Source organism: Melioribacteraceae bacterium (genome assembly GCA_035362835.1).
In the GTDB taxonomy this organism is placed as follows: Bacteria; Bacteroidota; Ignavibacteria; order Ignavibacteriales; family Melioribacteraceae; genus DSXH01.
On the sequence record DAOSDY010000002.1, the window covers coordinates 183694 to 198898 of the forward strand.

A 15205-nucleotide genomic window follows, 5' to 3' on the forward strand; every position below is an offset into this window, starting at 1 on the left:
TTAAACATGAAGAATTTTTTTTTAGTCATACTGTTTTTAACCGGATTGGGCAGTATCTCTGCCCAATCCTTTGTAAAGCATTCCGTCAGTCAACTCAACCCTAATCACCGGAATAATATTAATTCCGATTCGATTAAGATTCTTGCAGTTATGGTCGATTTCCAGGAGGATAGGTACGACGGCACAACAGGTACAGGGAAATTCGGTTCACATTTTACAAGAGCTTACGGCGATACAATTCTGGATCCACTCCCGCATAATGCTGAATACTTTGCTGACCATCTCGAGTTTACAAAAAATTATTTCAATAAAGTTTCTAACGGCAAAGTAAAAATTGATTATCAAGTTTTACCGGATGTCATTACTGTTTCAAAAACTATGAGGGAATACGTTCCCGTATACAATTCGAATGATTTTTCACCGATGGCAGATTTCTCTTTGGAGGTATGGCAGCTGGCAGGGCAGCGGAATCCGGATTTTAATTTCTCCGGTTATAATCTCTTTATGATCTTCCATGCAGGTATCAGCAATGCAATTGGCGACGGTGCACCGTTGATTAACCGTAATATGCCCTCTCTATATCTCGGCTTGGAATCTCTTAAACAAATCTACGGTAATCAATTCAATGGTTTCCCGATTGGTAACAATAATTTCCTTATTCAAAACACCATTATAATGCCGGAGACCGAATCGAGGGAAGCAACTGCAATTGACAATTCTGTTTTACTGATCGAATATTCTATTAACGGTTTATTGGTTGGAAACATTGCCAGTTATCTCGGTTTGCCGGATCTTTTTAACACTGAGACTTCTAAAAGTGCGATCGGAAGATTCGGATTGATGGACCCGCAGGCACTGTTGGCAAATTCCGGAATGTTTCCTCCCGAACCATCCCCCTGGGAGAAAATCTTCTTAGGATGGGAGAGCCCTGTTGTTATTAATCCGGCTGATAAAAAAATCTCGATTGCCGCCAGATTAAGTGCCTCTTCCGGAGACACGACTTTAATTAAGATTCCTCTCAATTCAACAGAATATTTTCTGATTGAAAATCGTAATCAGGATTCGAGAAATGATAACCTGAAAATAACTTATAAACAGAACGGTATAATCAGCACTAAAATAATTGAAGCAGATACAAGCGGAATCTTTATCGCTGAGCGAAAAAGTGTTAACGGTATCCCGGGCGGTGTTGTTCTGGACGCGGATGAATATGATGCCGCTCTGCCCGGAAACGGAATCGTTATCTGGCATGTTGATGAAAAAGTAATTAACGAGAAGATCCAGGTAAATAAAATAAATGCAGATCCCGACAGGCGAGGTGTAAGAGTTGTTGAAGCAGACGGCATAAGGGATATCGGCGAAACATTCTATTCAATTTTCGGTGAACTGATAGACGACGGCAGCAGAGAGGATTTCTGGTTTAAAGGTAATAAGGCAAGGCTTTATAAAAACAGGTTTGCATTCGAAACCAAACCAAGCAGCAGAACTAACGACGGATCTAACAGTTTAATCACACTAGAAAATTTTTCAGATCTTTCGGAAAAAATATCCTTTAACTTAAGCTTCGGCTCAGACAATCTTGTTCTTGAATACAATATTTCAATTCCTGTATTAAATGATCTTAAAAGCCTATCATCTGTTCAGACAGGAAATCTATTCTCAGTCTATCTGCTCGATGGTACAGATTTGCATCGCACGGATATTTATACAGGTATAACCAAATCATTTCCAGGCTTCAGCACATTTCAAACGGCGGTTTATAATGACGGCAACAATGAATATGCTGCCGGGGTTAATGGAAACAGACTGAATCTAAATACAACGATAAACGGAAATGCGGAATACTCATATCACTATTTTAATACTCCGATTACATCACCGCCGCTAATAATTAAAAGTGCGGGTATTGTTAAAATTCTTTTCGGAACATCGGATGGTAAAGTAATCCAAATTAATGTAAACGAATTTATCTCATCACATCATTCACTTGGTATAAATTCATTTCAGGTAGATAACAAACCGGTACTTCAGGTAAGTGCGGATGAAAATTATTTCTCCGCTGTCAGTGAAAATACTTTTAGTGATTCGGGTTCAAAAATTGTTTCAATCAATAAAAAAATAAAACAGCTTGCCCTTTCAAAATCTGCCGACGGCGGTTATCAGAACGTAATCCTTTATGAAGATTCTGAAGTGAAAGTAATTAAGGATGGAATAATCACCGGGTCGTTTTATTTGCCTGTTAACGGAATTTCCGGCTTCTCTTTAGCCGATCTTTTTGGTGACGGAAATAATTATCTGCTGTTCAGCAGCGGTTCTAAAGTCTATGCAGTGAATTTTAACGGATCGGTTGCAGAAGGTTTTCCAGTAGTCCTTAATAATAATTCTTCATTTACCGGTGTACCGCTTGCGCTCGATCTTGGAAATGATGGAGATGTGGATATATTTTTATTTACAGTGTCAGGCGATCTTTACGGACTTAATTCCTCGAGCGGGAAATTGTTGTCTTCCTATCCGGTAACAGCAGGGGGCGGGGCATTCGTTATACCTGCCTTGCTAAAGGAGGAACTTCCTTCGGCCGGACCAATGGCAAAATACAAACCGTTATTACCAGTAGCTGATAAATCCGGGAATCTTAAAATCTTTTCATTAGCCGGAATAATTGGAAAAGAATTCTGGATTAACAGGTTCGGTAATTCTGCCAATACTTCCTTTACAAACCAGGCGGGAATCGAAAATAAGTCCCAAGAGTTTTTCCCGGTCGAAAAAGCTTATAATTGGCCAAATCCTGTTTACGGTTCCGAAACTTTTATTCGTTATTATGTTTCAGAAGATTCAGATGTTAATATTAAAATATTCGACCTGGCGGGGGATCTTGCGGCAGAACTATCCGATAAGGCCAGAGGAGGTCTGGACAACGAAACAAAATGGGACGTATCACGGATTCAGAGCGGAGTTTATTTCGCACGGATTGAAGTAAAAGGATTGAGTGGTATATCATCATCCAAATTGATAAAAATTGCTGTGATCAAATAATAGAACACGATGAAAAAAAAGCTAAGAAAAAATACTGGATTTAAGAATATGCTTATTCGCCCTGTTCGGCTTTTAAGTGTTCTATTTCTGTTGATCTCTTTTACTTACCCTGTCTATTCGCAATTCAATGAGTATAATCCGGATTATAACTGGTATACCATAAGGGGCAAATACGTTCGGGTTCATTACCATCAGGAAGCCGAGAGAACCGCAAAAACTGTTGCTAAAATTGCTGATGAAATCTGGGAACCGATTACTTCACTCTATCAGTATGAACCGGATGTGGTTGATTATGTGATTAAAGATATTGATGACTATTCGAACGGAGCGACTTTCTTCTTCGACAACAAAATTGAAATTTGGGCCTCCTCACTCGACTTCGACCTTCGGGGTACACACAACTGGCTCCGGAATGTGATCTCTCATGAGTTTACACATCTTGTCCAGATTCAGGCTGGAATGAAATTAGTGAGAACGGTTCCGGTACTCTATTTTCAGTTCCTGAATTATGAGGACAGACGCAGACCCGATATACTTTACGGGTTCCCGAATTTTATAGCATCATATCCTATACCGACTATTAATATACCTGCCTGGTTTGCCGAAGGTACAGCTCAATACATGCGCAAGGAGTTTAATTACGATAACTGGGATTCTCACCGGGATATGATCCTCAGGTCTTATGCCCTGGATAATAGAATGCTTACATGGAATCAGATGGGTGTTTTTGATAAGACAAGTTTGGGTAACGAATCGGTTTACAATTCCGGTTTTGCTCTCACGCGATATATCGCGCAGAAATACGGCGAGGATAAATTAAGGGAAATTTCCAAAGAAGTCGGGCGGTTAACAACTTTTACAATTGACGCGGCATTCGAAAAAATTTTAGGTAAATCCGGAAATCAGGTTTATGATGAATGGAGCAGTTTTCTTAAATCGGATTATGCCGGTAGAATTAAGGATGTTGAAAAAAATAAAATCACCGGTAAAATGATTGCTCCTACAGGATTTGGAAATTTCTATCCTGTCTTTTCGGATGACGGTAAAAAGGTTCTCTATCTTTCAAATAAAACGAGTGATTATTTCAGCCTTTCCTCGGTCTATTTATATGATTTAACTACAGGAGAAGATAAGAGAGTAATCTCCAATGTAAGGTCCACTGTAAGTTTTATCCCCGGGCAGAATAAAATTGTATATGCAAAGCTGAGCGATGACAATCCTAAATGGACAACTATTCACGATCTGTATGTTTATGATATCGATTCTGAAAAGGAGAATCGTCTCACATTCGGGTGGCGCGCGAATAATCCTTCAATATCTTCCGATGGTCAAAAAATTGTATTTATTTTCCAGAACGACGGTACTGTCAATCTCGGTATATGCGATATCGACGGTAAAAATTTTCGAAAACTTACATTTTTCAACAAAGGTGAACAGCTTTACAATCCGAAATTTTCTGCAGACAATTCTTATATCTACTTCGACTATTCATACCACGATAACCGTGATATAGCACGAATTGGAGTTGACGGGGCCAATTTTGAAATGATCACTAATTCTCCTGTTGATGAACGTCACCCGTTTCAAGCTCAGGATGGAAAGCTTTATTACTCCAGTGACGAGACTGGAATATTTAATATCTATTCAGTTGATCTTTTAACAGGTTCTAAGAATCAGCATACTAATGTAACTGGCGGTGCTTTTATGCCTGCACGAAATAGCTATGGGGAAATTGTATATGCCGGTTACACGTCCGAAGGTTATAAAATTTTTCTGATTGAGAACGAAGAACAGAAAAAAGTCGATTCTTCATTGAAATACAAATGGGTCAATAATCCTCCGCTCGATGAAGACAAACCGAACGGTGATATCATAAAATTCAATATTTCGTCACTTCGTAATTTCGACGATCTTTCGCTTCCGGATTATAAACCGGAAAAGTACTCAGGTTTCTTTTCGAGCATCAGTTTTTTCCCTTTCATCCGGATCGATAATTACAATACCTCCAGCTCAAGCTGGGATAGGATTAAACCGGGTGTCTATTTAACATCCAGCGACATATTAAACCGGTTCTCATTTTTCGGTTCGGCTTCACTTAACAAAAAAATGGAAAGAGATCTCTATTTCCTCTTCGAGTACCGGGATAAATTTCCGATTCTTTATTCACTCGGGCTCAAACCGGAATGGGGGCTTGAACTCTTCAGCATCAGCCGTAAAGCCGGTTTCGATATCGAGTTCGGAGTTGATTCAACTTTTACTCCGCCAAGAATTGACTATAAAGTCCCGGTCAACGTAACATACAATCTTTTTGAAGTCGATTTTATCTCCCGCCATAAAATTTTCACAGAAGGTAATAAAATTGAACTTAGATTTATTTACAGCCAGTACGTTTCTACACTTGAGAGTTTTATTATCCCCGAGACCAACAATTCACTCTATCCAACTTCAAACGACAAATATTTTATAGGCAGGAATTTTCAATTAAAGTACACGCATGAAGGTATTATCCCCAATATTGACACTGATATAAATCCGGTCGGGAGAAAAATTGATTTTCAGTATAATTATGAATTCAACCGTTATAATAATGAAGGTAATTACGAAGTAGCCGACGGAATTCTTAAGCCTCTGTACAACGAATATAATTTTCACCGACTCGAATTGAACTGGAGGGAGTATTTTGATCTTGGCCGCAAACATACTTTAACTCTGCAATTCCGTGGAGGTACAATTCTCGGACCCGAAGTACCGGACTTTTTCGATTTTTACCTTGGCGGACTGATTGGAATGAAGAGCTATCCTTTCTATGCTGTAAGCGGTAATGAACTAGGCTGGATAAATCTAACTTACCGATTTCCGGTTCTTACAAATATTGATACAAGGGTAGGGCATCTTTATATCGATAAAATTTATTTCTCTGTCTACGGTGATTTTGGAAACGCCTGGAACGGTAAATTCCCAGGGCTCAGTGAGTTTAAAAAAGGCGTAGGGGCAGAATTAAGAATTAAGATGAATTCATTTTATCTTTTCCCTACCAGCATCTTTTTTAATGCCGCATATTCATTCGATCAATTTACACGATTAATTCGTGGCGAAAATGTAACTTATGGTAAAGAATTCAGGTTCTATGGCGGAATACTGTTCGATTTCAGTCTATAACAATCCGGGCACCCGATGAAAAAATTTCTTCTTATATTCTCAATTACTGCGACAGTCCTTTATTCACAGGAAAATAATATCACATTGAGCGGAGAACTTCTCTACGATTCTCAGATTGTCTCATCAATAATTCAGATTGAGAATAAAATTGAACAACAATCCGGAGTAGATAATCGAAAATCGCCTCTTCTAGCCGCTGCTTTATCATTTGCCCTTCCCGGCGCAGGTGAGTTCTATTCTGAGCAATATCTGAAATCGGCCATTTTTATTGCTGCTGAAATCGCGGCGATTGCTGTCGGACTGATTTACGATAAAAAGGGGGACGATCAGACAGAGTCGTTCCAGAATTACGCTCATACTCACTGGGATGTAAAAAGATACGCGAGATGGACAATAAAAAACGCGGCATCAATTAATCCGCTTGTGAATTCCGCCGAATATAGTGTTTTTGATAATAACGGGAATGTTGTCTGGTCTGAATTAAACCGGCTGGAAAGCGCAATCGGAAAATATTATTCACATCGACTTGCACCATACAGGGATCAGCAGTATTACGAGATGATCGGGAAATATCCACAATTTAATGTAGGATGGGATGATTTCGGTGATGAGAATACGCCGTTCATTTACGGTGATCCTCTTACATCAAATTTTCTTTTCTATTCCGGAGAGCGGGGGAAAGCAAATGATTATTATAATATTGCCTCTACAGCTGTTATTGTAATTGTTGCAAATCATATTTTAAGCGCTGTAGATGCTGCCTGGTCTGCTGCCAGTTTTAATAAAAGTCTTTTACTCTCTTCCGAAATTAAAAAAGTGGAATTAGGATTTAGGACATTTTATTTCCCTCAGTTAAATTTACGGTACAACTTTTAGAATTTTTTTAACAGCACGATATCTAATATGAAAGAACCAGTAGTTGTTATTGTCGGAAGACCGAATGTAGGAAAGTCGACTCTTTTTAACCGTCTTACAAAAAGCAGCACATCAATAGTAGATGACGTAAGCGGTGTTACCCGCGACAGGATATATGGAGACGTTGAATGGAACGGAAAGCATTTCCGGTTGATTGATACCGGCGGGTATGTTCCAGATTCCGAAGATTTATTTGAATCCGCCATACGCGAACAGGTCGAGATTGCGCTCGAGGAATCCGACGCAATTCTGTTTGTTGTAGACGGCCGCCTCGGTTTGACGCCTTTCGATAAAGAAATCGCCTCTATGCTTCGCAGGTCCTCCAGGCCTTATTACCTGCTTGTAAATAAATCCGATACAGCTGAACTTGGAAACTACAAAAATGATTTTTACGAACTCGGTTTTGAGCATATCTACGATGTATCGGCGCTTAACGGTCGAAATCTCGGCGATTTTTTGGATGATCTTCAGGATCATCTCCCGTTTCCCGATGAAAAATCGGTGCCGGATTCCAGACTCCGTCTTTCGTTTATCGGACGGCCGAATGTCGGCAAATCCTCTCTTGTAAATGCATTGCTCGGATTCGATAGGAGCATTGTCACTAATATACCGGGCACAACGCGCGACAGCATCGACTCAGTCCTGAAATATTACAACGAAGAAATTATCCTTGTTGATACTGCCGGATTAAGGAAAAAAACTAAAGTAAAAGAGAATATTGAATTCTTTGCGAGTGTGAGAACTTACAGGGCTTTATGGGATAGCGATGTTGCGGTTCTGCTTATTGATGCCGAAGTCGGGATGGAAAATCAGGACCAGAAAATTATTCAGGAAGCGGTAAGAAGAAGGAAGGGTCTTATCATTGCAATAAATAAATGGGACCTTATTGAAAAAGAGACTAATACGGCAAAACAATTTGAAATTGCTGTGAAAGAAAAGGTTGGCTCTGCCGATTATATTCCAATTATTACGATTTCAGCGCTTACAAAGCAACGTATTTATAAACTGATCGACCTCGCTAAAAAGATCAATGAGGAAAGGAAGAAAAAAATTCCTACCAGTCATCTCAACGATGTGCTGTTGCCTTTAATAGCAGCGACTCCTCCGCCGGCTTCGCCTACCGGAAGAGAAGTGAAAATAAAATATATCACACAGGTTGGAGAACATTATCCGATCTTCCTCTTTTTCGCTAATGAGCATAAATTTATTCCCGAACATTACAGGCGGTTTCTGGAGCGCATGATCCGTCAGAATTTCGGATTTGAAGGCGTCCCGATGACAATTTCATTCAAAGAAAAATAATCTCTTTATCGAAAAAATTATCACTCTCTATTATACTTCCTCCATATCCATTAAATCTGAAATTAGTTATATTTCCTGCAGAATAATTAGACATTGACCAGATGTTGGTACCTAAAAACATAATGATTATTGGTGGAAATGCCGCGGGACCTGCTGCTGCGGCAAAAGCAAAACGCATTGCTCCCGTCGCCAATGTTGTTATGTTCGAAGCAGGCGATTTTATCTCTACCGGTACATGTGAATTACCGTATCTGCTTTCTGGTGACATAAGGGATTATAAAAAGATTGTTTTTTTCAATCCGGAATCATTTGAAAAGGAGAAAGGTGTTAAAGTATTAACGAACCATCTCGTTGAAAAAATAGATAGATCTTCTAAACGAATTCTTGTTAGAAACCTGATTTCGAACCATTCATTCGAACAGAATTACGATAAACTCGTTCTTGCCACCGGTTCAAAACCCAAATTAATTCCTCAGATCCCCCTTGATGCCGAAAATGTTTTTTATTTGAAATCAGTAAAAGATTACTTAAGAATTAGAAACTACTTGGACAATAATCCGGTAAGCAGGATCTTAATTGTAGGAGCAGGATATATCGGACTCGAATCTGCAGAAGCATTCAAAAGACTATCCTATCAAGTTACAATACTTGAAAAAGAGAGTCTTCCGATGCCCGGTGTAGATGAGGAGGTACGGCACCTCATTCTCGATATTATTATTAAAAACGGGACGGAATTTTTCGGCAGAGTGAATGAACTTAAATTCGGATTAAACGGAAACAGGATAACTTCTTTAACTTACGACGGTTACACCCGTGAGTTTGACCTCATAATTCTTTCTCCGGGAGTAGAGCCTAATAATTCACTCGCGATTGCCTCCAAACTGAATACCGGCAAATTCGGCGGTTTACGAGTCGATCAGAAACTCAAAACTTCAGATCCGAATATTTTCGCTGCCGGTGATAATGTGGAGGTCGTTAACAGAATTACAGGTCAGTTCGATTATTTCCCGATCGCTACCCTTGCACAGCAATTTGGTCATGTTGCCGGGGAGAACGCAGCGGGTGGCAACACATTAATTTATCCGGTCGTAAAAAATATTGCTGTTAAAATCTTCGATAAGATACTGGTCCAGGTCGGATTAAATGAGAGAGAAGTTGCGGTACTAAAGAAAAGCACAATTTCTGTCAAAGCGGTTGCTCCAAATCTTATTAAGGTTATGCCCGGTTCCGAAAACATTTTCGGTAAGCTGATTATAGATCGTTCCACCAGAAGAATTTACGGCGGCGTATTTCTGGGCGGAAGAGAAGTATCGGGTTATGGCGACTTAATAGCCGCGTTTATTAATAATCAGATTAAAGTTGATGAATTAGTAAAAATAAATTACAATTATTCACCACCGGTCTCACCTTTCATTAATCTCCTCTCGATTCTGGGTCGAAAGGCAGAAAAGGAACTATTATGAAAAACCTTACCGTTGTCTCCAATCCCCTTGTTAAGAGGGATGTTACAATTTTGAGAGATCGTTCTACGGAGCCGCCGGCCTTCCGAGCCGCCTTGAGCCGCGTCTCTTATGCGATTGCAATTGAAATTGGCAACAGTATCGAATTGATTGAACATGAAGTTCAAACCCCTCTCGAAATTACAAAGGGATTCAAACTTAAACACCAGGTTGTGCTTGTACCTGTCCTGCGCGCCGGATTAAGTATGGTCAGCTCATTTCTGGAAATGATTCCCGATGCAAAAGTCGGGCATATCGGCCTGCAGCGCGACGAAAAGACTCTGGAACCGGTCGACTACTATTACAAAACTCCTAAAAATCTCGATACTTCATTAACAATACTTTTGGATCCGATGCTTGCGACCGGAGGAAGCGCGGTTGCTTCTTTTAATTATTTGAAAAAGAAAGGGGCTTCGAATTGTGTGCTTGCATGTTTAATTGCGGCACCTGAAGGTGTGGAAAAAATGAATTCCGAACACCCGGAAGTGCCAATTTATACCGCTGCGCTCGATAGGCAATTAAATGACCAGGGTTTTATTATGCCCGGACTTGGAGATGCAGGGGATAGAACCTTTGGAACATTTTAAAAATTAAATTGAATAAAAAATAAAAAACAAAGCTAAGATGGAAGTTGCAATAAGCATAAAACACAAACGGATGCTCGAAGATCTCCTGAATACATGCAGACAGAATCTTCCATCCGTAAATGAAAAGCTTATTCAGAAAGCTTTCCAGCTCAGCTATGAATCGCATAAAAATGATTTCCGCGCTTCAGGCGAACCTTATTTCAATCATCCTTACGAAGTTGCGATGATTGTTGCCCGTGAAATGCCGCTTGATGATATCTCCGTAATGAGTGCCCTGCTTCACGATGTTGTTGAGGACAGCGATATAAGTCTCGATTTCCTTACTAAAGAATTTGATAAGGAAGTATCCGAAATTGTTGACGGCGTTACAAAAATCGGAGGTGTTTTTAAGGGTCAGGAGATCACCCAGGCGGAAAACTACCGTAAACTTCTTCTCTCAATGGTTAAGGATGTAAGGGTCATTCTTGTAAAATTTGCAGACCGACTCCATAATATGAGAACTCTTGAATTCGTACATCCTCAGAAACAGAGACGCATAGCAAAAGAAACTCTCGAGATTTATGCCCCATTCGCAAACCGGTTCGGACTTGGTGCTGTAAAATGGGAACTGGAGGATCTCGCATTTAAATACCTTAATAAAGAAGCATACGACGATATTGCCAAACGGATCAAGGATACTAGAAAAGAACGTGAATCTTTCATCAATAAATTTACTAAACCGATTGTAGAAAAATTAAAAGAACACAAATTGAATTTTGAATTGGGCGGCCGGCCTAAACACCTCTACAGTGTTTACCGTAAGATGATAATGCAAAACCGTCCTTTCGAGGATATTTATGACCTCCTGGCGGTTAGAATAATTCTCGAAAGTAATGACCCTAACGAATGCTACTATGTGCTTGGTATAATCAACCAGCTTTACAAACCGATACCGGACCGGTTTAAAGATTTTATTTCTATTCCCAAAAAGAATAACTATCAGTCGATTCACACTACTGTGATCGGTCCGGAAGGAAAACTGATCGAAGTGCAGATAAGAACACGCAAAATGCATGAGATTGCAGAAAGAGGAGTTGCTGCGCACTGGAAATACAAGGAGAATCTTGCATCGGCGGATAAAGACCTTGAAGAGTGGGTCAGTTGGGTCCGGGATATTTTCGAAAATGCTACTAAAGACGAAGCCACAAAGGAGATACTTGCCAGTTTCAAACTGAACCTTTACCAGGATGAGATTTATGTATTCACTCCAAAGGGTGATCTGCGAAGATTACCGCTTAACTCAACACCGGTCGATTACGCATATGAAATTCACAGTAACGTTGGTGATCATTGTATAGGGGCAAAGGTTAACGGTAGAATAGTTCCTCTCGATACAAAAATCCATAGCGGCGATCAGATCGAAATAATTACATCTAAAAATCAGCGGCCTAATAAGAGCTGGCTTCAATTCGTTCAGACTCATAAAGCTAAAAGCAATATCAGAAAACATCTCAACAAAGAGGAAGAGAAGTTGTATGAGTCGGGTAAGGAAACCTGGGAACGTAAAATCAAGAAATTGAAACTCTCGTTCTCATCCGACGATTTATCAAAGCTTGCCCGCAAACTGAAATTCGATAATACGCGTCAGTTCTATAAAGCGGTTGCCCTCGATAAAATGAATCTGGATGAAATCCTTAATCCAACAATTGAAACGGAGGAAAAACCCGATAAGGACCTTCAGTTCGACAAGTTTATTGATATCGCCAGACACACTGCCGGCGGTGTTGTTGTTGAAGGGGATCAGAAGGGCCTTGCTATAAGTTATGCAAAATGTTGTAATCCGATTCCGGGTGATCCGGTTATCGGGTATGTTACAATCGGTGAGGGAATCAAGATTCATAGGAAGGATTGCAGTAATTTGATAACGATGCTTAAAAAAGGGGAGAGCCGTATCGTTCCCGTAACCTGGCCAAAAACTAACGGAGCATTCTTTGTGGCCGGAATTATTATTAAGGGTGAGGATATGCCAGGTATCCTTAAGGATATTTCCAACAGCATTACTACTATGCAGAATACAAATATCAAATCTGTTAATATTACGGCAGGCGATTCGATGTTCAGAGGTACCGTAACGGTTTATGTTAAGGATCTGGATCATCTTAATAAAATTATGGACCGACTCAAAAAGGTAAAAGGAATCTATTCTGTGGAACGTTTCGATGCCGATCATTAATGCTGGTTTATTTTGAAAGAAGAAAGAATTTTAGCAGTCGATTTCGGTGAGAAGAGAATTGGATTAGCTGTTACAGATCCGATGAATATTTTTGCGTATCCGCTTGTCACACTTAATAATGATCCGGGCTTTTTTGATCGATTGAAGAAAATAATTGACGATTATAAAGTCGTTAAAATTCTGCTTGGAAATCCTGTAAAGGAAAGCGGAGGGGAATCGAGAATTTCAAGGCTAATCATGAAATTCAAGGATGAAATTGAAACAAGATTCAGTCTTCCGGTTGAACTTATTGATGAGCGGTATTCTTCCGAAATTGCCAGGCAGAGGATTATTGAAACGGTTACATCGAAGAAGAAAAGAAGGGATAAATCATTACTAGATAAAAATTCCGCAGCCGTAATTCTGGAGGATTACCTTAAGTGGAATGATAAAAGGATTTAGAATTATGAAATTGACATTTTTACCTTTATAAACTATTTTGACATCGAAAATTATAAAAAATGGGAGCACATCTATGACACTTGACGCACTCGGAATGATTGAAACCAAAGGATTGGTCGGTGCAATCGAAGCCGCTGATGCAATGGTAAAAGCAGCAAAAGTAGAATTAATTGGAAAAGAAACAATTGGTGGCGGATATGTTACCGTTATGGTTAGAGGTGATGTAGGCGCTGTTAAAGCTGCTACCGATGCTGGCGCTGCTGCTGCCCAGCGTGTTGGAGAACTGGTTTCAGTCCACGTAATCCCACGTCCTCATTCTGATGTTGAGATGATTCTTCCAAAACGTGCTAAATAGATTATACTATGCAATTAGCATTAGGGCTTATTGAAACCAAAGGCTTGATTGGTGCAATCGAAGCCGCCGATGCAATGGTTAAAGCTGCTAACGTTAAACTGGTTAGCAAAGAAAAAATTACGGCGGCGTTGGTTACCGTTAAAATTATAGGCGAAGTTGCTGCGGTCAAATCCGCTGTCGATGCCGGAGCAGCCGCTGCCCAACGGGTTAGCCAGCTTATTTCGGCTCACGTCATCCCGAGACCTGATGACCAGATCGAAGAGATTATCTACTCTCCCGAAATCCTGAAATCATCCCCTGCGGAAGAATCAAAATCATCAAAATCTACAACGAAAATCTCTGAACCTGTCGAAAAGAAAAAAACCGAATCAATTCCTGAACCGATTGTAAAAGAAGAACCTGCTGCTGAAGTTGAACCGCAAAAAGAAATTAAAAAAGTTCTTCCTTCAAACGAATTCTCCGGAGCTGAATCCCGCCTCGAAATGCTTAGAAAAGAGGCTATGAAGGAAATTAATCCTGATGAGCAGGAAACAGAAATCAAAGAGTCTGAAGAAGAATTATTTACGGGCGAAGTCCCTTCTCGGGAAGTACTAACATCCCTGAATGTACATAAGCTGAGGCATCTTGCCCGAAGCTTTCCGAATTTCCCGATAAAAGGGAGAGAAATTTCCAGGGCTAATAGAGATGAATTGATTGAACATTTTGAAAAGATAAGGTAGACTTTTACACATAATCTTCAATTTGATAAACTCCACAACAGTGGAGTTTTTTTTATATTTTTAAGCCATGAAGAAAAAATTATTACCTTTTTCAATAATACTTATCTTCTCGATAATAATGTGGGGTTCCATTTCACTTTCGGGCGAGTTCGTCGCGACATTCAAAGTGCCGGTAACGCTGATCGATCTGCCCAGGAATTATACTAAAGGTTCGATATCGGATAAAGAAATTTATCTCAGAATCAGGTCGAAAGGATGGGAACTCGCAAAGTTATCATTGGCAGGCGATGAAGAATTTCTTGTCTCGGCAAAACGACGGAGCGGTAAACATAAAGTTAATCTACGCGATGAAATGGAGAATAATGCCTGGCTCACTTCTAATTACAGGGTTATCGAAATTGCTCCAAATAATATTGAATTTGAAGTCGATAGAATTATTACAAAAAAAGTAAAAGTAAGACAGAACACACTGGTCGAGTTTAAGGAAGGATTCGGTATCGCTTCTAAAATTAAAATAACACCGGAAGAGATTGAAATCTCGGGTTCTGCTAATCAACTTAAAGATGTCGACACAGTATTCACTGAATATCTTGAATTGAAGGATCTGTCGGAACCGGTCAATTCTACTCTTAATCTTGTACCGGTTGAAGATGCAATTTTTTCGCACACATCGTGTACAATAGAATTTGACGTTCAGAAAATTGTAGATAAATCCTTCGATGAAATTCCCGTTGAAATTCGAAACGTTCCTCAATCAAAGGAATTAATACTCTTCCCGGGCAAAATCAGTGTTGTTCTGAAAGGAGGGATAAACAAACTTGGCAGATTGACACGCGACAGCATTCAGGCATATGTCGATTTCTGGACTGTTCTCAGGAATGAGGAGGAAGGTGTTGAACCGGAAATCAAAATACCCGAGAACACCACCCTGATAGATATTATTCCCAAAAAACTTGAATATATAATTAAGCAATACTAAAACT

10 protein-coding genes and 1 pseudogene are annotated in these 15205 nt (G+C 39.8%); all 11 read left to right on the plus strand.

The window, feature by feature from the left end; translation table 11 throughout:
- The first annotated feature begins 6 nt into the window (after positions 1–6).
- The 11 genes and pseudogenes from PLZ15_07950 (at position 7) to PLZ15_08000 (ending at position 15201) form a co-directional block, all read left to right on the plus strand.
- Positions 7–3033: a T9SS type A sorting domain-containing protein gene (locus tag PLZ15_07950; GenBank protein HOI29682.1), complete on the plus strand. Its 3027-nt coding sequence runs from the start codon at positions 7–9 to the stop codon at positions 3031–3033.
- 9 nt (positions 3034–3042) lie between these two features.
- Positions 3043–6192, plus strand: a complete 3150-nt coding sequence (locus PLZ15_07955) for a biopolymer transporter Tol (GenBank protein ID HOI29683.1) — start codon at positions 3043–3045, stop codon at positions 6190–6192.
- Positions 6193–6207: 15 nt separating this feature from the next.
- A complete protein-coding gene (locus tag PLZ15_07960) occupies positions 6208–7068 on the plus strand; it encodes a hypothetical protein (GenBank protein HOI29684.1) in 861 nt (286 codons plus the stop codon).
- A 27-nt stretch (positions 7069–7095) separates the two neighbouring features.
- On the plus strand, positions 7096–8409 hold the full coding sequence (gene der / locus PLZ15_07965) for a ribosome biogenesis GTPase Der (protein HOI29685.1): 1314 nt from the start codon (positions 7096–7098) through the stop codon (positions 8407–8409).
- Between the two features lie 101 nt (positions 8410–8510).
- Entirely contained in the window at positions 8511–9872 is a 1362-nt protein-coding gene (locus PLZ15_07970) for an FAD-dependent oxidoreductase (GenBank protein HOI29686.1), read from the plus strand.
- The gene (upp, locus tag PLZ15_07975; protein HOI29687.1) at positions 9869–10495 is read left to right on the plus strand and encodes a uracil phosphoribosyltransferase; all 627 of its coding nucleotides are present in this window, start codon (positions 9869–9871) and stop codon (positions 10493–10495) included. The genes PLZ15_07970 and upp overlap by 4 nt, the downstream gene beginning before the upstream one ends.
- Positions 10496–10532: 37 nt before the next feature.
- On the plus strand, positions 10533–12707 hold the full coding sequence (locus tag PLZ15_07980; protein HOI29688.1) for a bifunctional (p)ppGpp synthetase/guanosine-3',5'-bis(diphosphate) 3'-pyrophosphohydrolase: 2175 nt from the start codon (positions 10533–10535) through the stop codon (positions 12705–12707).
- A 12-nt stretch (positions 12708–12719) separates the two neighbouring features.
- On the plus strand, positions 12720–13148 hold the full coding sequence (gene ruvX, locus PLZ15_07985) for a Holliday junction resolvase RuvX (GenBank protein HOI29689.1): 429 nt from the start codon (positions 12720–12722) through the stop codon (positions 13146–13148).
- A gap of 73 nt (positions 13149–13221) precedes the next feature.
- On the plus strand, positions 13222–13503 hold the full coding sequence (eutM, locus tag PLZ15_07990; GenBank protein ID HOI29690.1) for an ethanolamine utilization microcompartment protein EutM: 282 nt from the start codon (positions 13222–13224) through the stop codon (positions 13501–13503).
- Between the two features lie 8 nt (positions 13504–13511).
- Positions 13512–13769: pseudogene (locus PLZ15_07995) on the plus strand (BMC domain-containing protein).
- Between the two features lie 520 nt (positions 13770–14289).
- A complete protein-coding gene (locus PLZ15_08000; protein ID HOI29691.1) occupies positions 14290–15201 on the plus strand; it encodes a CdaR family protein in 912 nt (303 codons plus the stop codon).
- Positions 15202–15205: the final 4 nt, after the last annotated feature.